Raw genomic sequence first — 22,522 nt, 5'->3', positions numbered from 1 at the left:
ATTTGCAGCTTAAGTATTAAGGTCATCCTGAACAGGGCATGATCAAATTAGATTGGAATGGGAATAAAGCTTTGAGCGATCTTTTTAAGAATGCCGTATTGTGGCTCGTGATACTGGGTGTGCTGGTGTTAATCTTCAGCAACGTCAGTGACCGCAATCAACCGACTACAATGAACTACTCAGAGTTTGTTGCCGCGGTCAATGCTGGCCAAATTAAACAAGTTGTGATTGACGGCGAAAGAATCCGTGGCGAAAAATCGAACGGTTCAGAGTTTGAAAGTATCCGTCCGGCAGTTCAGGATCCTGAACTGATGCCAAGCCTGATTAAAAATAATGTTGTGGTTGAAGGTGAAGCACCACAACGTCAAGGCTTGCTCATGCAGTTGCTTATTGCAAGTTTCCCTGTACTTTTAATCATTTTGTTATTCATGTTCTTTATGCGCAACATGGGTGGCGGTGCAGGTGGTAAAAACGGCCCAATGAGTTTTGGTAAATCTAAAGCCAAAATGCTGTCTGAAGACCAGATTAAAGTCACTTTCACTGATGTTGCTGGTTGTGACGAAGCCAAGCAAGAAGTCGTTGAAATCGTAGATTTCCTGAAAGATCCAACCAAATTTAAACGTCTGGGTGCGAGTATTCCACGCGGTGTGTTAATGGTCGGTCCTCCAGGTACGGGTAAAACCTTACTTGCCAAAGCCATTGCCGGTGAAGCGAAAGTTCCATTCTTTAGTATTTCAGGTTCTGACTTCGTTGAGATGTTTGTCGGTGTTGGTGCATCCCGTGTTCGTGACATGTTCGAACAGGCGAAACGTCATGCACCATGTATCATCTTTATTGATGAGATTGATGCAGTCGGTCGTCACCGTGGTTCAGGTACCGGTGGTGGTCACGATGAACGTGAACAGACACTGAACCAGATGCTAGTTGAAATGGACGGCTTTGAAGGTAATGAAGGCATTATCGTGATTGCTGCAACCAACCGTGCAGATGTACTGGATAAAGCACTTCTTCGTCCAGGCCGTTTTGACCGTCAAGTTGTAGTTGGTTTGCCAGACATCAAAGGTCGTGAACAAATCCTGAATGTACATTTGAAAAAATTACCTTCAGTGACAGGTGTGGATGTTAAGGTTCTTGCACGTGGTACACCGGGCTTCTCGGGTGCGCAATTAGCAAACCTGGTGAATGAAGCTGCTTTATTTGCTGCACGCCGTAACAAAAACACCGTCGATATGCATGACTTTGAAGATGCAAAAGACAAGCTGTATATGGGTCCTGAGCGTAAATCGATGGTACTTCGTGATGAAGAGCGTCGTGCGACGGCTTATCATGAAGCAGGGCATGCGATTGTTGCTGAAAGCTTGCCAGGTACAGATCCTGTGCATAAGGTGACAATCATGCCACGTGGCTGGGCTTTAGGTGTTACCTGGCAGCTGCCTGAATTTGACCAGACCAGCCATTACAAAGACAAAATGTTGAATGAACTTTCGATTTTGTTTGGTGGCCGTATTGCTGAAGAAGTCTTCATTAACCAGATGTCGACCGGCGCTTCAAATGACTTCGAACGTGCAACCAAAATGGCACGTGCGATGGTGACCAAATATGGTATGTCGGACAAACTCGGTGTCATGGTCTATGAAGAAGATGCACAGCAATCTTTCATGGGCAGTATTGGTAGCCGCAGTATTTCGGAAACCACACAACTAGAAGTCGATCGTGAAATTCGTCGAATTCTAGATGAGCAATATAAAATCGCACGCGATATCTTGGAAAGCAAAAAAGATATTGCCCATGCGATGGTGAAAGCGTTGATGGAATGGGAAACCATTGATCGTGATCAAATCCGTGACATCATGGAAGGTCGTGAGCCTCAGCCACCAAAAGTCTATGTTGCAGATAATCCTGTGATTGATGTAACGCCAGATGATGATCCGTTGACTCCTCCGCCATTGCCAGCGAACTAAGCTCAATAAAAAAACCACCTTCGGGTGGTTTTTTATGCTTGTCATTTTTGTCATATCTTTTTGAGTGTTATATTGAGCGATTAAAAATGAATACGAAAAATAAAAATGAATATGCCTGTTCTGGAATCCAGTGTTTATCAGCTTCGTCTTGAATCGTTGAGCTGGGAACATTTTTCTGATTTAGCCATCGCATGCGCTGAAGAAAATTTAGGCGAGATTTTATATAATTCAGTGCCTTATCTGCATAACTTAAAAAAATATTTTTCTCAGGCCTTTGAACAGCAAGCTCAAGGTGAACGGATGGCTTTTGCTGTCATCGATTTAAACTCCGGTCAAGCAATTGGAACTACCAGTTATCATGATATTAAGACGGAAATTCCACGTTTTGAAATTGGTTATACCTGGTATGCCAAGGGCTATCACAGAACTTATGTAAATCGCGCATGTAAGTATCTCTTGTTAAGACATGCTTTTGAAAGTTTAAACGTTCAGGTTGTCGGCTTTCGGACTGATCACTTGAATCTTCCTAGCCAGAAAGCGATTGAAGCAATAGGTGCCAAGCGGGATGGCATTATCAGGTGTCATATGCTGCGTAAAGATGGACACACTATTCGAGATAGCTACATCTATAGTATTTTAGAAAGTGAATGGTCAGATGTGAAAACATTATTACAAACTAAGATGATGCAATATTCCCGAAATAATTACTTCGAAATCTAGGTCCTGGCCTTATTCATCTTTGCTTTAATTAACTATCCATAAGACAATATCGGGGTTATTTTAAGTGAGTATTGAATCATGCAGCTGATGCCTTTGTTACCACATGTATGGACATTTGGTGATTTAAAATTGGACTTATCCCAGCCGCATGTAATGGGGATTCTTAATGTCACCCCAGACTCTTTTAGTGATGGTGGTCGGCATAATCAAAAAGAAGATGCAGTCGCCCGCGCACTGGAAATGATGGCTGAAGGCGCAACCGTCATCGACATTGGGGGTGAATCGACCCGTCCAGGTGCAGCAGCAGTAGAAGTGGAGGAAGAAATTCGCCGCGTGGTGCCTGTGGTTGAAGCTTTATCCAAACATAATATCATTCTCTCGATTGATACGTCGCAACCTGAAGTCATACGCGCAGCGGTTCGGGCCGGAGCACATATCTGGAATGATGTCCGTGCTTTGACTCGGCCGAATGCATTGCAGACCGCAGCAGAACTCAATATTCCAGTGATCATCATGCATATGCGCGGTGAGCCGACCACCATGAACAATCTGGATCAATATGAGGATGTCACTAAAGATGTGATACGCGAGTTATCCCAACGTGTTCAGGATGCTTTAGATGTTGGAGTAAAAGCGGAAAATATCATGATTGATCCAGGTTTTGGTTTCGCTAAAAATGCCCAGCAAAATTTAAAGCTGTTGCAAGAGTTTTATAAATTGACAGAAATGGGCTATCCGATTTTGTCTGCTTTATCACGTAAACGCTTTATCGGAGCAGTTTTGGATGGGGCAGAACCACAAGAGCGTGCAGTGGGTTCAGCAACAGCGCATTTGTTGAGTATTCAGCAGGGTGCATGTATGGTACGGGCACATGATGTTAAAGTCACAGCCGATGCGATTAAAGTCTGGCAAGCTATGCAAATGGTTTAAAAATCGAGGCTGGGAAATCCCTACATTGGCAATGTTGTTTGGCTTTTAAGCAACAATATGCTATATAGGCACGCTTAGATTAGATAGTCATCCTTTAGAGTGCCTGTAATGTTTGCAGATTTACTTCTCCCCATGTTCGATGATGAGTATTATCCCGATATTCTGGTTGCTGAAATCAAGCAGCACATCGAACGTTTTGCCCAAAAAGTCGCTAAATCAGGTTTGTCAGATCAAGAAATTTACCAGCTTGCCAATCTGACTGTGGCTGATATCAATATCATGAAACCTCAGTTCGAAGATCTGGATTCGTCTCTGGATGATACTGCCGCGGATTATATTGCCGAAGCCATGATGATGGTGGTGCAAGAGCACGGCCTGTTCGAGATTGAAATGGAAGAACTGATTACCAATCGTGAATGGTGATTTAAGAAAACCCTGCAGATGCAGGGTTTTTTTATTGTCTGTTCAAATAATCTTTAAAGCTATTAAAGCGAATTGAGCCGAGTAATTGTTGCTCTTCATTCATGCATTGCTGATAAAGGTTTTGGTAATAAGCCTGCAGATTCGATTGACCTTGAATCTGTTGTGGTGTTTTTGATTTGGATTGTTGATAAGCCCAAAAAGCCAGTTGTCGGAGTTTCTGCAACCTGATCTGGTCAATCGCACTACAGGAACTTTTAAATAAAGGTTCCAGGATGACCACCCCAAAGGAAGAAATCGCTAAAATGATCATACTAATGATGACCAGTACATCCGAATGAATCAGATAAAGGTTGAGCAATAAGCTCAGAAAAATTGGAATTTGCAGATAGAGACAATTTTGCAAACGCTGACTATAGGCTTTGGAGCTGAATTGTGCCTGATATTGTGCATGCCAGATATAAGGATAAAGCAGTGCCATCAGCACAATTAAGGTGACATTAAAGGCAATCGTGGCATTCTTGAAAAAATAATATTCCAGAAATACGGAGCTGAGACTACAGGCTACACAGACCAGAAGGGACAGTAAATTAATCGCGATAACAAACTGGATATTTTGCAAGGCATTAAATTTAAAGCGGCTATAACGCAGCTTAAGGAAAAAAGCGTCTGGATGACGTAATTGTAATGTAGCGAGATCAAAGTGTTTTAATTCTGACATGGGGATTTCGCGCTAAAAGAATAAAATTCAGGCACAAAAAAACCAGCCTAATGCTGGATTTTTTATTGCACCATTTTAATAAATATTAAAATGGTGCCCGAGGCCAGACTCGAACTGGCACGCTTTGTGGGCGGGGGATTTTAAATCCCCTGTGTCTACCGATTTCACCACTCGGGCATGTGCGCAATAATAGAGGACGAAATAAAGCTTGGCAAGCAAATTCAGAAATGATTGCTTTCTTTTCAAGCAATTCCGTGGTTTCTATTCTAAAAACCAGCAAATCAGCGTTTTTAAAAGTTAATATTTGCAGATCTTTAAGACGACCAATGAAAAATGATAGAGGGAACTATGAATTCTCATCCAGATAGCTGTCGACATCTAGATGCTTGATCGTTTTACAATATTGATGCTCATATTTCAGTAGCCGCGTATATAACCCGGCATAGTGATTTAATTGCTGTTTTAGTTCGGCATGCCGAGGATCATGGCTTGAATAAAAACGTAATTTTAGTCGGATCAGACAGGTTTTTTTATAAGCCCAAAAACAGATTTTACGTAATTGTTGTAGCTGATAGTGCTCAATATTTTTACTATTTTCCTTGAATAAATTTTCCCGATAAAAGCGCACAAAACCAAAGCTCACGCCAAAGAAGAATAAGCTCCACATCAGCAAACTACTTTGCATAAAGACCAGATTTAAGGCTTGTAGCAGAATCACAATAACCATCCTGATCGGAATATGCCGTAATAACTGATACAGTGAATAAGAAGAATGCTGAATCTGGTGCAGAATCAAGGTGAGACTCAACATCAGGAACAACAGAATGGCCAAAATGGCATAACTTTGCGCCTGAAATTCGCTGATTTGCACAAAAGATTGCTGTACCAGATCTCCTAACATCAAACTGATGGGAACAAAAATCATGGCGGCCAAGACCCAAGGAATTAAGAGCTTGGCTTTATCCCAGATTCCACGGATTTTAATCTGACTGTAAAACAGGTAATTTCCTTTAAATGCAGTCGGATATTGGCGCTTAAGTTGCTGCAGCAACAAAGTCACTTGCGTAGTGGGCATCATCCAGAGATTAATTTAATATATAGATGAAGCACTATAGTCGATTTTGCGCAAAATCGCAGAAGAAATGCAGTTTCAGGTCGCAGCGCTGTTTTAATCATGAAGATTTTAGTTTTTTAGCTACGAATTATGCGAAAATAGCCGATTCAAGATTTATTTTTTTAAGGACAGTTTATGACTGATCAATCTCCTCAGGCGTTAAGCGACATCGAAATTTTAGACATCCTGCAAAGTATGAAAAAGGATGAGCTAAATACTGAGGCGCAAGCAGCAATTCGTCAGGGTGGTAAAGCTGGTCGTCAGGAAGCGCATAAAGCAGCCTTAGTAGCATTGAATCAGTCATTTGAAGACAAGTTTGTCGAAGCGGTATCTTTGGCTTTGGGGCTGAATGCAGCACAAATCAAAAAAATCCGTTATAAAAAAGACCGAATCCGTATTTTAAAAGCGCGCGGTATCGATTATATGGCGATTGATGGTGCTGAAACTGCACAGGTACTGTCACAAATTGCCCAAGCAATTGTGCGTGAAGATGCCATTGTCACCCATGACCTGCACAATATTTTTCCGTTCTGGAAAGAGGGCTGGCCAATGGTGCAATTCGATAATGCTTATAAAATTTTAGAAGATGATATCCAGATTCACTATCAAGCCGTTCTTGAGGCTTTATTAGCGAAAATCTAAGCTGTAACTAGATATAAACAAAAGCATCTTCGGGTGCTTTTTTTAATCACGATACATCAGTGCAATCAGCCAACTGATGGGCAAAATAAATAAACGCCACCAGGTAATCAAGGGCCAATAAAAATACTCTCCAAATCTCAAGGTGGAGTCGAATCCTTGACGACGACGTTCATGCGGGGAGGGAATAATGAAAACCGTTAAAACCATCAGAATGATGGCTGCAAGTATAAGCAGGGGATTCTGCTGTTTGGCAAAAAAGAAGTAAAACAAATACAGGGCTGAATAAAAAAACAGACATGCCAATAATGCAGAAATATTCATCACTCACCTTATGATTTTTTTCTTAGAATAATTTTTAAATATAGGAATAAAAAGAAGAACCAGATTAATCTGATTCTTCCTGAATAACTGAATTGGTTTCGAGCAGGCGGGTTACCAGTAACTGGTCAATTTTAAAATGATCGACATCCACCACTTCAAACTTATAAGCACCAAATATCACGGCATCTGCAGGACGTGGAATCTTGCGTAATTTATACATCATGAAGCCAGCGATGGTTTCATAGTTCTCATCATCAGGCATTTCATCAATTTCAAGCGCATGCTTGATATCTTCAATCGGTGTACTGCCTTCAATCAACCAGGAATTATTGTCACGTTTAATAATTTGCTGATCTGCTTCAATAGGCGTCACCCAGTCACCCATCACGGTAATCATAATATCGGATAGGGTAATCACTCCGACTACCAGCGCATATTCATTAATGACGACGGCAAACTTTTCCTTGGTAGAGCGGAAACGGTCCAGAACTTCCGATAAGGTCAAAGTGTCAGGAATGGTCAACACATTACGGATGGTATTTTCATTGAGCTGCAGCAGCGACTGGTTGTTCAGAATACGCACCAGAATGTCTTTGGCATCGACATAGCCAATCACACTGTCGATGTCATTGCTACATACCAGAAACTTGGAGTAGGGATATTCTGCCAGCTTTTGCCGAATACTTTCTTCCGGTTCATTCAAGGTGAAGAACACCACATTTTCACGTGTGGTCATACTTGAAGGTACGTTACGCTCTTCAAGTTCAAATACATTTTCAATGAAATGGTGTTCCTGCTTCTGGAGTACACCGGCCTGTGCACCCGCATCCATCACTGCAGAAATATCATCAAAAGTAATATTGTCATCACGGATGGTATTTACTTTAAACAGACGGAACAGCATGTTGGCAATCGCGTTAATAAACCAGGCCAAAGGTTTACAGACTTTAATGAAAATCTGAATTGGCTCGATGACTGAGACTGCGATCTTTTCTGGCGCAATCATGGCTAGACGTTTCGGCATCAGGTCTGCAAATAAAATAAATAAAGAAGTGACGACCGTGAAGGAGAGCGCAAAGCTGATATTTTCAGCCCAAGGTCCCTGGTAAAAGCGGGAAACGAAATTATAAATATAAGGACGGAAGGCGCCTTCACCTAAAATACCGCCGAGAATGGCGACTGCATTTAAACCAATTTGAGAGGCTGCAAAGAAATCCGCAGAATTTTCTTGTAGATCTAAAACTTTTTGAGCGCGATGATCACCCGACTCAGCCAGAATTTTGAGTTTGACTTTGCGGGCACCTGCGAGGGCGATTTCAGTTAAAGATAAAAAACCGGCCCCCGTGATGAGTATTAAGATAATCACGATATTTTGTAAGAGGCTCACAAATCCACCTGTGGATGAATAGTATCTTGGGATATTTTTAACACAAAAAAAGACTTGAGGTGTAACAATGACATCTCAAGTCTTCGAAGTATAATCTTAAAAAATAAGAATTTAGAAGATTTTGAGTTTAATAATGTGAAAATTGAGAATTATTGCTCAGGAATTCACGGTTTTCTTCTTCAATCATCTGGCGGGCGACATATAAAATCAGCTGACGTAACCAGCGATGCGCCGGATGATGATGCAATAAAGGACACCATGCCATTTTCAATTCAAATTCAGGAATATAAAACGGCGGATCTTTGAGAATTAAATTGTGATTCTTGGCTTGCAAACGTGCAATGCGTGAAGGCAGTGTTGCGACCAGATCGACATTGGCAGCCAATAATCCCGGCATTTGATAGTGACGGGTAAAGACTGAGATTTTACGTTTCTGGCCAATACGTTCTAAAGCCTGATCGATCCAGCCTAAACCGGCCTGTTTTTCAGGATTTACCCCGAAGCCAACACCCATACCGGTTTTGGAAACCCAGATATGCTGTGCATCCAGGTAACTTTTAAGGTTTAAGTTGCTTGCGGCAGGATGCTTGTTATTTAAAAGGCAAGAAAAGCTGTCACGCCAGACCAAAACCTGATGAAAACTTTGCGGGATTTCATTAAAACGGTTGATTGCCAGATCGACCTTGCCTTGTTCCATGTCACGATATGACACGTCACTTGGCGTCAGGAAGTCTAATACCACGTTCGGTGCTTCTGAACGTAGGGCTTTAACCAGACGTGGAACCAGCGTGGCTTCTGCATAATCCGAGGTCATGATCCGGAAGACACGATTTGAGGTATATGGACGGAACTCGGTACGTGGTTCCAGGATCATCGACAGATCAGCGAGCGCATCTCGAATGCGGGGCTGCAATTCTAAGGCACGTTCAGTGGGTGTCATGCCTTCAGAAGAACGAATCAGGAGGGGATCATTAAATAAATTGCGTAATCGGCGTAAGATGTTACTCATGGCAGGCTGGGTAACGCCCAGTTGTTCTGCTGCACGTGTGACATTTTTTTCGCGAAGAAGTACATCAAGATAAATTAATAGATTGAGATCGACCCGCTCCAGATTCATAAAAGAAATACCGAGAATAAATACAAGAAATTATGAAGATTATGCCATAATTGCCGGGCCTTGTGTAAAGCGTCGATGAAAAAAGCCATGTGCTCACTGATAAAGTTTACAAAATTAACACAGGCTTAAGCTCCATTATTCAAAGTGTACATAAGAGAAAAGATGCACGTTAAATAGAATATCATTTAGCCTTTTTATAGAGGGAAATGAAAACCATCTTTTCGCTTTAAAAGAACATGAGAAAGGCTGTTCTTACGTTCAGTATTTGAGTGAAAAGTACACTAAATCGAGAATTCATCAAGTTGAATAAATCATCAAAGATCAGTATTTTTTAAAGATAAAAGGGCATAAACCCCATATCCAGACTTAAGTCTAATGAATTATTTTTAAGCAACATGTGGAAATTTTATCCATTTTTATTTTTAAATAAATATATATAAAACATAATCTTAATTTAATCTATCAAGATTGTAATAAGACTTTGATCTACTCATTTTTTAAATAAATACTGAAGATTCTTGCAGACTATTGGATTAATTTTCATAAGCCCACTAATCTTTAGCTATCCCAACGGATCGTCGAAAATCTGAACAAGTCATTGAGGGTGTGATTTGAGCGGTTCGTTGCAGAAAAATCCTAATATTATTACAGGAATATATCATGACTACATACCAAACAGCGATTGATGCAATCCGCGAATTAAAAGCGAAATTCGGTAACACTTGGGCAGACATCAGTCCTGAAGATGCTGCGCGTATGCAACTTCAAAACCGTTTCAAAACTGGTTTAGACATTGCGAAATATACAGCGGCAATTATGCGTCGTGATATGGCTGCTTATGATGCAGACTCTAGCAAATACACTCAATCACTAGGTTGCTGGCACGGTTTCATCGCGCAACAAAAAATGATTGCGAACAAAAAATACTTCGGTACAACTGAACGTCGCTACATCTACCTTTCTGGTTGGATGGTTGCAGCGCTTCGTTCAGAATTCGGTCCACTTCCTGACCAATCTATGCACGAAAAAACGTCTGTTCCTGCATTGATCGAAGAAATCTACACATTCTTACGTCAAGCTGACGCGAAAGAATTAAACGACTTGTTCCGTGCACTTAAAAAAGCACAAGAAGCGGGCGACACTGCTAAAGCAGCTGAAATCACTTCACAAATCGACAACTTCCAAACTCACGTTGTGCCAATTATTGCGGACATCGACGCTGGTTTCGGTAACGAAGAAGCGACTTACTTACTTGCTAAGAAAATGATCGAAGCGGGTGCTTGTGCACTACAAATCGAAAACCAGGTTTCTGATGCGAAACAATGTGGTCACCAAGCTGGTAAAGTAACAGTTCCACACGAAGACTTCATCGCGAAAATCCACGCTCTTCGCTATGCATTCCTGGAAATGGGTCTTGACGACGGTATCATCGTTGCACGTACTGACTCTGAAGGCGCTGACTTGACTCAAAAAATCCCAGTGGTTAAAGAGCCAGGCGACATCGCTTCTCAATACATCAGCTACTTAGATACAACTGAAATCGACATTTCAGAAGCTCAAGAAGACGAAATCCTGATCAAGCGTGATGGTAAACTTCACCGTCCTAAACGTCTTGCTTCTGGTCTATACCAGTTCCGTGAAGGCACGCAAATCGACCGCGTTGTACTTGACTGTGTAACTAGCCTACAAAATGGTGCTGACTTGCTTTGGATCGAAACTGCGACTCCAAACGTTGCTGAAATCGCTCACATGGTTAACCGTGTACGTGAAACAGTTCCAAATGCGAAACTTGTTTATAACAACTCGCCTTCGTTCAACTGGACTTTAAACTTCCGTCAACAAGCATATGACCGTTGGGTTGCTGAAGGTAAAGACGTTTCTGCTTACGACCGTGCTAAGTTAATGAGCGCTGAGTACGATGCAACTGAACTGGCTGCTGAAGCTGACGAAAAAGTTCGTACCTTCCAAGCTGATGCTGCTCGTGAAGCGGGTGTGTTCCATCACTTGATCACACTTCCGACTTACCACACAGCTGCGCTTTCTACTCATGAGCTTGCTCAAGGTTACTTCGGTACTGAAGGTATGTTGGCTTATGTTGCTGGCGTACAACGTAAAGAAATCCGCGGCGGTATCGCATGTGTTAAACACCAAGCAATGGCTGGTTCTGACATCGGTGATGACCACAAAGAAATCTTCGCTGGTGACAATGCATTGAAAGCTGGTGATGATTCTAAAAACACAATGAACCAGTTCAGCGCTTAATCCGCTTAATTGATTCACCAAAAAACCCTGCATCTGCAGGGTTTTTTGTTTGGAAAAATGCTATTAATAAATAGGGAAGAGCAATCTCAAGAACGTGCTCAAGAGGGATAATCCATAATTTCTCCATGATTGGTTTTTATCGCAGTTTTATGTGTTTAATTCTTGCATTCTAGTGCTATGTCACTGAATATTTGGATATAGCATGCTTATGTTCTGCATCAATTTACCCCCTATTTAATTAAAAGTGACCCGGATTTATGCTGTCTAAATTTTTTATCCACCGCCCGATCTTTGCTGGGGTACTGGCGATTGTTGTCATGGCAATCGGCCTGTTCGCAGTGATGAACCTGCCAGTGGAACGTTATCCGGACATTGCCCCGCCAAGGATAACGGTGGCAGCAACTTATAGCGGCGCTTCTGCGGAAACTGTGGAAGAAAGCGTGACTCAAGTGCTGGAACAGCAAATCAAAGGCATTGATCATCTGCTGTATTTCAGTTCGAGTAGTGATTCTTCAGGACGCAGCCGGGTCAGCATTAGCTTTGAGAATGGTACCGATCCGGATACTGCACAGGTGCAGGTACAAAATGCGATTAATGGGGTACTAAACCGATTACCGGAAGATGTACAACGCCAAGGTGTCAATGTCTTTAAATCGCTTGGCGATACTCATATGGTGATTAGCCTGTATGATGAGTCGGGGCGCAGCAACAATATTGAACTTTCCGACTATCTGATGACCCATCTGGAACAGGACATTTCCCGGATTGAAGGCATTGGTGAGGTGGATGTTTTTGGTTCACAATACGCGATGCGAATCTGGCTGAATCCGGCAAAATTAAAACAATATAACCTGATGCCAAGTGATGTGCGTGCCGCAATAGAATCCCAGAATACCCAGGTCGCTGCAGGTGCGATTGGTGATCTTCCAGCCATAGACGAGCAATACCTGAATGCCAAAGTTACTTCGGGTTCACGGCTAAAAACTGTAGAAGAATTCCAGAATATTATTGTCAAATCGGATCGTGCCGGCAGCTTTATTTATTTGAAAGATATTGCCCGGGTAGAACTGGGTGCTGAAAATTATCAGTCTTATAGTACCAATAATGGTTATCCATCAGCAGGTCTGGGTATTTCACTGGCCTCAGGGGCCAATGCCATTGCCACCTCTAATCTGATTAAGGCTGAAATTGCCCGTATTTCCCAGCAATTGCCTGAAGGCTATAAAATTGCTTACCCACGTGACAATACGCCTTTTGTACAAGAATCAATTAAAGAAGTGGTCAAAACCCTGATCGAAGCCGTGATTTTGGTCATCATTGTGATGTTCATTTTCTTGCAGAATTGGCGTGCCACTTTGATTCCTACCGTGACTGTTCCAGTGGTGATTTTGGGTACGATGGCGGTGCTGTATGCACTGGGGATGAGTATCAACACTTTAACCTTATTTGCGCTGGTTCTGGCGATCGGCCTGTTGGTAGATGATGCGATTGTTGTGGTGGAAAACGTTGAACGGCTGATGCATGAAAAGCAACTGTCCGCCAAGGATGCTGCTCTGGAATCCATGCAGGAAATCAGTGGAGCACTGATCGGGATTACTCTGGTTTTGACCGCAGTCTTTATTCCGATGGCATTTTTTGGTGCATCGACTGGCGTGATCTACCGCCAATTTTCTATCACTTTGGTTGCGGCGATGTCACTGTCCTTAATGGTGGCATTGATTCTAACCCCAGCATTGTGCGCGTTTATTCTAAAACCGAATCCTAAACCGGCAAAATGGGCGTCCTGGTTTAACCAGAAACTGGATCATTTAAAACATCGTTATCTGAATTTGTCTAAACTCACGATCCAGCGTCAGGCAATCTGTTTGCTGCTGTTTGCCGGATTGATCGGTGTGTTTGCACTGTTCTATCGTTCCTTGCCGACCAGTTTCTTACCGAGTGAGGATCAGGGGATCTTAAGCTTGCAAATCAAATTGCAGGAAGGCGCCCCCATGAAAAATACCATTCAGATCGGTGAAGAAGTCCGTAAGTATTTTCTGGATCAGGAACAAGCCAATGTCAATCTGGTGATGATCCGTTATGGGCGAAATTTCTCTGGAACTGGTCAGAACCTCGCGACCGGTTTTGTAGCGTTGAAACATTGGGATGAGCGTTCCGGTCAGGACAATACTGCACAATCGATTCGTGAACGGGCTTTGAAGCATTTCCAGAGTAATCGCAATGCACAAATTAATGTGTCCATGCCAGCTTCAGTCAATGGTCTGGGACAAACCGATGGTCTGGATTTCTGGATTCGAGATATCAATGGCAATGGCCGGCAATATCTGGAACAGCAATTTAAAGCGCTGGAAGCTCGGGCGGGCAACTATACAAGCTTTGAAAATCTGGGCAAGCGTTCTAATCCTGACAAAGCAGAACTACGTGTCAATATTGATCAGAAACAGGCCATGGCCAACGGCCTGACTCAATCGGCAATCAACAGTACTTTATCCAGTGCTTGGGGCGGCAATTATATCAATGACTTTATTGATCGTGGTCGGATTAAACGGGTGATTATGCAGGGTGATGCTGAATTCCGTTCCAAGCCGGAAGATCTGGCACAGTGGCATGTACGAAATGACCAAAATCAGATGGTGCCTTTTAGCAACTTCTCGCAAGTGGGCTGGAGTGGTGGTCCTGAAGTGGTCAACCGCTTTATGGGGTATACCGCATTGCAAATGGAAGCCGATCGGGCCAAAGACAGCAGTTCCGGCCAGGCCATGCAAGATGTGGAAGCTTTAATTGCCGAGCAGGAAGGGGTGGATGTGGTCTGGAGCGGTCTTTCTTTCGAGGAAAAACAGTCCAATAATCAGGCGATCTGGCTGTATCTGATTTCAATTGGTTTTATTTTTCTTTGTCTGGCGGCTTTATATGAAAGCTGGAGCATTCCAACCGCCGTGATGTCAGCTATTCCACTCGGGATTGGCGGCAATATTATTTTCAGTTATCTGGCTGGTTTCCCGAATGATATCTATTTCCAGATTGCCTTGCTGACTACCATTGGTCTGTCCTGTAAGAATGCCATTCTGATTGTGGAATTTGCTTCATTAGCGCAGCAACAAGGTAAATCGGTAGTAGAAGCCGCACTAGAAGGTGCGTCTTTACGTCTACGTCCAATTTTGATGACTTCTTTGGCCTTTGGCGCAGGGATTTTACCGCTGGTCTTTGCTACAGGCGCTGGTGCGGTGAGTCGTCAGGAAATTGGCGTGAGTGTATTTGGTGGTGTCATTTTTGGAACATTGCTGGTGCTGATTTTTATTCCATTTATGTATGTTTTAATTCGTCGACTCATCATCAAAAAATCGCGTGCTTAAAATAAAGGAAAACTCTAGAGCTGAAAAATCCCCGTTTATACGGGGATTTTTTTATCGCCAAAACTCGTCCAATGACTGGTTGCGTTTTCAGCATGGTGTGAAAATTGCTATAAAAATCATCTATTCATACAAGAATGTGTCGTGAGAATGCATCTGATGGGGATTTTTATTCATGTTGTCACACTTTTTTATTTATCGACCTAAATTTGCAGCCGTCATCGCCATTATCATGATGGTATTAGGAATTTTTGCACTGCAAAAAATTCCGATTGAGCATATGCCGAATATGGACGCACCTGCGTTAGGGGTTTCTGCGGGGTATCGTGGTGCATCTGCGGAAACCGTTGAGCAATCGGTCACGCAAATTTTAGAACAAGCGGTGAAAGGCATTGAAGGTTTGGAAAGCTTTCAGTCCAACAGTAGCGTGGGACGTGCAAATCTGACACTGTCGTTTGAGCAAGGAGTAGATCTCGATCAGGCACTGTTGCAAGTGCAAAATGCGGTCAATGGTGTGCTAAGTCGATTGCCTGAAGAAACCCAGCAAAATGGAGTGGCTGTTTATAAACAAGGTTATGATCAATTTGCATTACTGAGTTTATATGATGAATCAGGGAAGGCGACACCTACAGAGCTTGCTGACTATTTAATGGTGCATGTTGAACCGCGTTTTTCCCGTATTGACGGGATGGGTGAGGTGGAGCTTTATGGCGCAGGCTATGCGATGCGCATTTGGCTCAATCCACATAAACTGCGCCAATTTAATCTGATGCCGAGTGATATTCGCAATGCAGTCGAGGTACAAAATGCATCACTTGTGTCTGGTTCTATTGGTGGATTACCGACAGCACAAGATCAATACATGAATGCCAAGGTTAGTGCGGGATCACGTTTAAGTAGTATTCATGAATTTGAAAAAATTATTGTGAAGACAACAGATTCAGGTTCGGTCCTGTACTTGAAAGATGTCGCACGTGTTGAGTTGGGGGCAGAAAGTTATAACCATTTAAATTATACCAACGGTCATTTATCCGCTGCGTTATCGATCCAATTGGCGCCACGGAGTAATGCCATTGCGGTTTCAGAGCAGATGCAAACGGTATTGAAAAATGCCCAAGCCAATTTGCCTGCACATTATCAATTGCGTATGACCATGGACAGAACCCCATTTATTACCAGTTCAATTGAACAAGTCGCGAAAACTTTGGTCGAAGCGATGGTACTGGTGGTTTTGGTGATGTTTATCTTCCTGCAAAACTGGCGCGCCACTATTATTCCTGCAGTCACGATTCCGATTGTAGTTTTAGCCACATTTGCGGTGCTGTATGTACTGGGAATGAGCTTAAACAGTTTTACCTTGTTTGCCCTGATTTTGGCGATTGGCCTGTTGGTCGATGATGCCATTGTGGTCGTGGAAAACATTGAACGTTTAATGCATGAAGAACATTTGGATGCTCAGGCAGCAGCTTTAAAGTCAATGAAGGAAATTAGCGGTGCATTGATCGGGATTACGTTGGTCTTAACGGCTGTATTTATTCCCATGGCATTTTTTGGCAGTATGACAGGGGTCATCTATTGTCAGTTTTCCATCACGTTGGTCGTGGCAATGCTACTTTCTTTATTGGTAGCACTTATCATCACCCCGACATTTGCAGCGCAACTGCTAAAGCATCAACCACATCAACCAAAATGGGCAAAGCGTTTTAATCGTGGCATGAATAAGCTCACCATGCGTTATCAAAAGCTCTCTGCACGTAGCATGCAGTTTAAAATGACGATGTTGGTTGTATTTAGTATATGTGTTTTAGGCTTTGGCTGGCTTTATAAAACCCTGCCCGAAGGGCTGATGCCAACGGAAGATATGGGCTTTGTCATGGGGCAAATTGTGATGCCGGGCAATGCCCCACGTTCTGAGATAGAAAAAGTGGGGCGTGAAGTCCAGGACTATTTAATGCAGCATGAATCTGAACGCATCCAGAGCATTGGGATTTGGTATAGCGGAAACAATGTTGGGGTTGGGCCTTATCGTGGTCAGCTTTTTGTCGTATTAAAGGACTGGGCAGCGCGTAAAAATCCTGAAGATAATGTCTTTGCCATTGTAGATCGTGCACAAAAGCATTTTGCCAATCATGCCAATGCCCAGATTTTCTTTATGGCACCTTCTATGTCAAGTAATGGACGTGTGGTCGACTTCTGGTTACAAGATCTAGATTCACGGGGCAGCGAGTTTTTACAGCAATCCTTCTCTGAGATTGAAACCCGTGCCAAAGCAAAATCATCGATTGAATATTTACAACTTGATGTACCCAAAGAAAGTGCCGAGCTGAATATTAAACTGGATATAGAACGTTTACTCAAATATGCCGTACCTCAGCAAAGTTTTAACAGTACGTTGGCTGCGGCTTGGAGTGGTACCTATATCAATGACTTTATTGATCGTGGACAAATCAAACGGGTCATCATGCAAGGCGAAGCGGAGTTCCGTTCTAAACCTGAAGATTTGGCACATTGGCATGTCCGCAATAGCACAGGCGAAATGTTATCGTTTAATCAATTCACTACGCTAAATTGGCAAGGTGGACCGAATAGTATCAATCGTTATATGGGCTATAACGCCGTGCCTGTATATGCAGGTATTCCCAAAGATCAATTTTCGAGTCAAACCATGCAAGATGTCGAAGCTTTAGTCGATGAACAAGACGGAGTAAATTTGGCTTGGAGTGGAGCCGCACTAGAAGAAAAACGCAGCAGTGGGCAAGCTATTTTCTTGTATCTAATTTCGATTGCCTTTATTTTCTTATGTTTAACGGCACTCTATGAAAGCTGGACGATTCCTGCTGTGGTGTTGACCGCGATTCCTCTGGGCGTAGGAGGAAGTATTCTGTTCTGTGCCTGGTTTGGTTTTGCGAACGATATTTACTTTCATATCGCCTTGCTGACGACTATCGGTCTGTCCTCTAAAAATGCAATTTTGATTGTAGAGTTTGCTGCACAAGCAGAGCGGGCAGGTCATACTCCGGTTCAGGCCGCGATAATGGCTGCGGGCTTACGCTTGCGTCCTATTGTCATGACTTCCATTGCATTTGCAGCGGGCGTACTGCCTTTGATGTTTGCCATAGGTGTCAGTGCAATCAGCCGGCAGGAGATTGGCAGTAGTGTTTTTGGTGGGGTGCTATTTGCCACTGTCCTGGTACTGCTGTTTATTCCCTTTATGTATGTATTGATCCGTGGTCTGATGATTAAAAAAACGGTTTCTCAATCAGTGGTGATAGAGCATCCATCTTTAGAAAGTGAACAAGCCTGACTCAGTCAGGCTTTTTTATGGCTAAATATCGAGGAATTGATTTATACAAAAAATATCGTCATATTGCAGCATGATCATTAAAATTATTCACATGAAAAATTAGGATACAGGTATCAGGACAAACATCTCTTGAATGCCAGACTTTTATAATGAGCTGCTTATGCCGACAATTTCAGAAAAAATCCAGCATATCCAACAACAATTACATTCTGAAAATCACGACATCGCTGTAGGTTTACTCAGTCAGCTGAATGTCGCCGATCAGGCGCGCATTTTAAGTCGTTTAGATGCTCGGCAACAGGCCCGAATTTTAAGGGAACTGAATGAACCAAGCTTGGTCTATGCTTTTATGCCCCTAGGGCAGCAGTTAAACGTGGCACAGCACTTATCTATTTCAGAACTTGTTCCCATTCTGGATGCAATGCCTTCTGATGATTTTGTCGATATTTATAAGCAGTTTTCGCCGCCGCTACAGCTGCAATTGATGAGCGCATTATCTGAAGAATCCCAGCAGACACTCAAAGATCTGGCCATCTATCCGGAAGGCACGGCTGGGGCCATGATGAGCTCAAGTTTTGTGACGCTATCACCTGATTTAACCATGGATGAAGCGATACAGGCTTTACGTGTGGTGGCCGCCGGGCAGGAAACCCTGTATCTGATTTATATTGTCGATGCAGAAAAACGGCTGATCGGTGTGATTTCCCTAAGGCAGATCATTCAGGCCTTACCTGAGCTGAGCATTGCCAAAGTGATGCAGCGTGACGTCATTTCTGCCCAGGTAACAGATGATCAGGAAATTGTGGCTAGAGCCTTGGCCTATTATGATTTTATTGCCTTGCCAGTGGTTGATGCCCAGCAAAAACTCTTAGGAATTGTCACCTATGACGATGCTATGGACATTGTCGAAGCCGAAACCACGGAAGATATTTTAAAGTCGGGTGCAGTGACGCCGTTGACTGAATTGAGCCTTAAAACTGCCCCGATTTTGATCCTGTATCAGAAGCGGGTCTTTTGGCTGGTCATTCTGGTTTTTGGCAGTTTGCTCTCTGGAATCGGCATTGCACACTTTGAAGAGATCATTGCCGCACATATCGTACTGGTATTTTTCTTGCCACTTTTGGTGGGCAGTGGCGGGAATGCCGGTTCGCAATCAGCCACCTTGATGGTGCGTGCCTTGGCCACAGGCGATGTCGAGTTCAAGGACTGGTTTAATTTGCTCAGTCGCGAATCTCTGGTGGCACTGTGCTTAGGCGGCACTATGGCGATTGCTGTATCCATTCTGGGTTATATTCGGGGAGATGTCATGGTCGCTGTGGTGCTGGCTATCAGTATGCTCGGGATTGTGTTGATGGGCTGCCTGATCGGCATGAGTCTGCCTTTTATTTTAAATAAACTCAAACTTGATCCTGCTAGTGCTTCGGCGCCGTTGGTGACTTCTATCTGCGATGCTACCGGTGTGATTCTGTATTTATTCGTTGCTTCCAAATTATTGTTTTAATTCACAGATTGATACATCAGCGTAGAAAAAATACTTTATGCTCAAGAAAATCAGCATTATTTCTGGAATAACCTATGCCTGAGCCTGGACAAAAAACAAAACTAAGTCAACAAGAGGTGATACGTCTGGAACGTGATCTGGCCAAGTTTGCCAATATGATGGACTCCGTGGTACGTATTCCATTTACCAAGCAAGGGGTGGGAGCAGACGCGGCTTTAAGTACGATTCCGGTTGCGGGAGATATTGCCGGTTTTGTATTGACCTGTTATGCCATTCATAAGGCCAAACAGATCGGGGTGCCGAGTGCCAAACTGAATCCGGTGGTGAAGATGGCGGCGATCGATGCGGTAGTAGGATTTATTCCGGTGGCGGGCACGGTCTTTGATATTTTTATTCGGCCCAGTCGCAAGGCGCTCGATGTTGTGCACTTGCATATTCGTGAGGAATATCAGATTAGCAGCGACCGGCATGTAGTGCACCCATTTTTGCATGAAAGTCTGGAACGTAAACAGCAGCAATCTGCATTCTGGCGCAATCCCGTGGTGGCCTGGATCTGGATTCATATCCCTGATATTTTAGGCACTTTATTCCTGATTGTATTTGTCTTCGCGATCGGGTGGGGTGCTATGGCGCTGTATCAATGGTTCAGCCAATGATAGGTCAGCTAAAGAATAACTAAATCCAATAAAAAAAGCCTACAATTGCAGGCTTTTCTTGAATCAAAACTAAAGTTTTACTTAAGCACAATCTAGTTGTTGCAATGCAGCGACACGCTGTTCGATGCTTGGATGCGTCTGGAACAATGCAGCAAGGCTAAAGCCTTCTTCTTTACCCGCAGAAATCGCAAATGCTTTCATTTCTTTCGGCATGGCATCTGGCATTTCAGATTCTGCCTGTAAGCGCAGTAATGCTGAAATCATAGCTTGTTTACCTGCCAGACGTGCGCCTGCTTCATCAGCACGGTATTCACGGTGACGAGAGAACCACATCACAATCGACGACGCCAAGATACCGAACACGATATCCAGCACAATAGTAATCACGAAATAGGCAATACCCGGGGCTTCACCTTCTTCACGACCAAAGACATTGCGGTCAATAAAATCACCTGCGACACGTGCGAAGAACATCACGAAGGCGTTCACAACACCTTGGATTAGTGCCAGAGTGACCATGTCACCATTGGCGACATGACCAATCTCATGCGCCAATACTGCACGAAGTTCGTCTTTGTTCATACGCTCAAGCAAGCCAGTTGATACCGCAACGAGAGCATCATTTTTGTTCCAGCCGGTGGCAAAGGCATTCGACTGGTAAGAGGGGAAAATACCCACTTCCGGCATTTTAATGCCTGCACGCTGAGAAAGTTGTGCAACTTCTTGGAGCAACCAGGCTTCAGCTTGGTTACGAGGTGCATTCGGGTCAATCAGTTCAGTACCCGTGGTCTTTTTCGCCATCCATTTAGACATGAACAGGGAAATCATTGAGCCGACCATACCGAACACAAAACAGATGACCAACAGGTTGCCTAGATTCAAGCCACCTGCGCCATGGTAACTACCGACACCGAAGAGTGACAAGATAATGCCAGCTACAACCAGTACCGCGAGGTTGGTTAGCAAGAACAAACCAATCCGCATCATTGAGAAATCCTCTTATTACAGAAAAATAATCTGATTATTAAATGTAAATCATTGAAATCAATATGCGGTGAAATCGAGAAGAATTCAAGGAAAAAATAGCATTTGGCTACAAAAAAAACAGGATATTTTTTGTGCAAATTGAAACATAGGTCTTTAAAAACAAAGCTGTTTAGGAGCTATTCACTTAAATATATTTTTGCAGATGCTGACGCATTCGCGGTGGCATATGAGCCTGCCGGTGCATCGGTGAAACTGCCATCCGCTTGAGCAATGATCTGACGCTGATACTTGGCAGCCTGAATATTGGAAGCTGTGGTAGTTTCAATCGAATAATTGTCAGAACTGGCAATCACACGGCCAGTACCAGAAGATGCTGTATAGGTAGAACTAGTATTGCCAATTCCCTGAGCATATAAGTTCTGATAACGGCTGCTGACACGACGGACATAGTCCTGAGTTTCACGAAACGGTGGCACGCCCTTATATTTGGCGACATTACCTTCACCGGCATTATAGCCTGCCAGTGCCAAGGTGGTGTTGCCATTAAAACGTTTCAATAACCAGGCCAGATATTTGGCACCTGCCATAATATTCTGCTGCGGGTCATAAGCGTTGCTGACATTAAAACGACGGGCAGTCGCCGGCATGAGTTGCATTAAGCCCTGTGCACCGACTGGAGAGCGTGCCTGCACATTAAAACCGGATTCGGTATGCATCACAGCTTTAATCAAGCCTTCAGACACGCCATAGGTTTGTGCTGCCTGACGGATGATCGAGTCATAGGCATTTTTATTTTTACTATAGCTAGGTAACACGGAAGCTTCACTCGAGCCCCAGTTACTATAACTATGAATATTGCTGTCGGGATAATAAGTTTTCTTTTCTACCTGCAGGTGATTATAGCGACTTTTCTTATTGGTCAATAAAGTACTGCCATTACTGTCGCGTAATTGATAGATCGTTTGACCGGCATAAGCAAAATGACAACAGCTTGCCAACAGCAAACCACTGATCCCATAACGCCCCAAAACATACACATTTATTTTCATTGTTTATATTAAGTAAACACAAGCGAGAAAAATTCAATAAAGAGTTTAACAAAAAATTACGGAATGAAAAGACTTGTGCG

The 22,522-nt window shown here is 43.2% G+C and carries 17 protein-coding genes and 1 tRNA gene; 10 read left to right on the top strand and 8 right to left on the bottom strand.

What is annotated here, in order from left to right:
- The first annotated feature begins 71 nt into the window (after window positions 1-71).
- From ftsH to Q9R24_RS03265, 4 genes are all read left to right on the top strand, one after another.
- A complete protein-coding gene (gene ftsH / locus Q9R24_RS03280) occupies window positions 72-1,961 on the top strand; it encodes an ATP-dependent zinc metalloprotease FtsH (protein ID WP_311203718.1) in 1,890 nt (629 codons plus the stop codon).
- Window positions 1,962-2,066: 105 nt separating this feature from the next.
- Window positions 2,067-2,681 carry a GNAT family N-acetyltransferase gene (locus Q9R24_RS03275; protein ID WP_004645753.1) on the top strand — a complete coding sequence of 205 codons (615 nt, stop codon included), beginning with the start codon at window positions 2,067-2,069 and terminating at the stop codon, window positions 2,679-2,681.
- Between the two features lie 78 nt (window positions 2,682-2,759).
- The gene (gene folP, locus Q9R24_RS03270; RefSeq protein ID WP_311203717.1) at window positions 2,760-3,611 is read left to right on the top strand and encodes a dihydropteroate synthase; all 852 of its coding nucleotides are present in this window, start codon (window positions 2,760-2,762) and stop codon (window positions 3,609-3,611) included.
- A 108-nt stretch (window positions 3,612-3,719) separates the two neighbouring features.
- A complete protein-coding gene (locus Q9R24_RS03265) occupies window positions 3,720-4,034 on the top strand; it encodes a DUF5713 family protein (RefSeq protein WP_004280560.1) in 315 nt (104 codons plus the stop codon).
- Window positions 4,035-4,065: 31 nt separating this feature from the next.
- On the opposite strand, the gene Q9R24_RS03260 is transcribed toward Q9R24_RS03265, so the two are convergent.
- The 3 genes from Q9R24_RS03260 to Q9R24_RS03250 form a co-directional block, all read right to left on the bottom strand.
- Entirely contained in the window at window positions 4,066-4,752 is a 687-nt protein-coding gene (locus Q9R24_RS03260) for a hypothetical protein (protein ID WP_004280558.1), read from the bottom strand.
- Between the two features lie 91 nt (window positions 4,753-4,843).
- Window positions 4,844-4,929: transfer RNA gene (locus tag Q9R24_RS03255), tRNA-Leu, on the bottom strand.
- Window positions 4,930-5,098: 169 nt separating this feature from the next.
- Window positions 5,099-5,827 (bottom strand): hypothetical protein, encoded by a 729-nt coding sequence (locus Q9R24_RS03250; RefSeq protein ID WP_253099978.1) that lies wholly within the window; start codon window positions 5,825-5,827, stop codon window positions 5,099-5,101.
- Between the two features lie 174 nt (window positions 5,828-6,001).
- Between Q9R24_RS03250 and Q9R24_RS03245 the strand changes: the two genes are divergently transcribed.
- Window positions 6,002-6,508 (top strand): hypothetical protein, encoded by a 507-nt coding sequence (locus tag Q9R24_RS03245; protein WP_004280554.1) that lies wholly within the window; start codon window positions 6,002-6,004, stop codon window positions 6,506-6,508.
- Between the two features lie 42 nt (window positions 6,509-6,550).
- Here the strand turns inward: Q9R24_RS03245 and Q9R24_RS03240 are convergent, their stop codons facing one another.
- The 3 genes from Q9R24_RS03240 to Q9R24_RS03230 all read right to left on the bottom strand — a co-directional run bounded on the left by Q9R24_RS03240 (window position 6,551) and on the right by Q9R24_RS03230 (window position 9,333).
- Complete coding sequence (locus tag Q9R24_RS03240; RefSeq protein ID WP_311203716.1) at window positions 6,551-6,829, bottom strand: hypothetical protein; 279 nt, start codon at window positions 6,827-6,829, stop codon at window positions 6,551-6,553.
- A 64-nt stretch (window positions 6,830-6,893) separates the two neighbouring features.
- Window positions 6,894-8,216, bottom strand: a complete 1,323-nt coding sequence (locus Q9R24_RS03235) for a hemolysin family protein (protein WP_311203715.1) — start codon at window positions 8,214-8,216, stop codon at window positions 6,894-6,896.
- Between the two features lie 127 nt (window positions 8,217-8,343).
- On the bottom strand, window positions 8,344-9,333 hold the full coding sequence (locus Q9R24_RS03230) for a LysR family transcriptional regulator (protein WP_004280551.1): 990 nt from the start codon (window positions 9,331-9,333) through the stop codon (window positions 8,344-8,346).
- A gap of 660 nt (window positions 9,334-9,993) precedes the next feature.
- Here Q9R24_RS03230 and Q9R24_RS03225 point away from each other — a divergent pair.
- The 5 genes from Q9R24_RS03225 to Q9R24_RS03205 all read left to right on the top strand — a co-directional run bounded on the left by Q9R24_RS03225 (window position 9,994) and on the right by Q9R24_RS03205 (window position 20,406).
- The gene (locus Q9R24_RS03225) at window positions 9,994-11,595 is read left to right on the top strand and encodes an isocitrate lyase (protein WP_004280550.1); all 1,602 of its coding nucleotides are present in this window, start codon (window positions 9,994-9,996) and stop codon (window positions 11,593-11,595) included.
- Window positions 11,596-11,852: 257 nt separating this feature from the next.
- The gene (locus Q9R24_RS03220) at window positions 11,853-14,948 is read left to right on the top strand and encodes a multidrug efflux RND transporter permease subunit (RefSeq protein ID WP_311203714.1); all 3,096 of its coding nucleotides are present in this window, start codon (window positions 11,853-11,855) and stop codon (window positions 14,946-14,948) included.
- A gap of 172 nt (window positions 14,949-15,120) precedes the next feature.
- Window positions 15,121-18,249 (top strand): efflux RND transporter permease subunit, encoded by a 3,129-nt coding sequence (locus tag Q9R24_RS03215; protein ID WP_311203713.1) that lies wholly within the window; start codon window positions 15,121-15,123, stop codon window positions 18,247-18,249.
- A 160-nt stretch (window positions 18,250-18,409) separates the two neighbouring features.
- The gene (gene mgtE / locus Q9R24_RS03210; protein WP_311203712.1) at window positions 18,410-19,750 is read left to right on the top strand and encodes a magnesium transporter; all 1,341 of its coding nucleotides are present in this window, start codon (window positions 18,410-18,412) and stop codon (window positions 19,748-19,750) included.
- A 74-nt stretch (window positions 19,751-19,824) separates the two neighbouring features.
- Window positions 19,825-20,406, top strand: a complete 582-nt coding sequence (locus tag Q9R24_RS03205; RefSeq protein ID WP_311203711.1) for a DUF4112 domain-containing protein — start codon at window positions 19,825-19,827, stop codon at window positions 20,404-20,406.
- Between the two features lie 81 nt (window positions 20,407-20,487).
- Here Q9R24_RS03205 and htpX read toward each other — a convergent pair whose 3' ends face one another.
- On the bottom strand, window positions 20,488-21,393 hold the full coding sequence (gene htpX, locus Q9R24_RS03200; protein WP_004280540.1) for a protease HtpX: 906 nt from the start codon (window positions 21,391-21,393) through the stop codon (window positions 20,488-20,490).
- Window positions 21,394-21,569: 176 nt separating this feature from the next.
- Window positions 21,570-22,442: a lytic transglycosylase domain-containing protein gene (locus Q9R24_RS03195; RefSeq protein ID WP_253101612.1), complete on the bottom strand. Its 873-nt coding sequence runs from the start codon at window positions 22,440-22,442 to the stop codon at window positions 21,570-21,572.
- Between the last annotated feature and the right edge of the window lie 80 nt (window positions 22,443-22,522).

Source organism: Acinetobacter sp. RRD8 (assembly GCF_031844225.1).
Classification (GTDB): Bacteria; Pseudomonadota; Gammaproteobacteria; order Pseudomonadales; family Moraxellaceae; genus Acinetobacter.
This window is presented reverse-complemented; position numbering and strand designations above follow the sequence as displayed.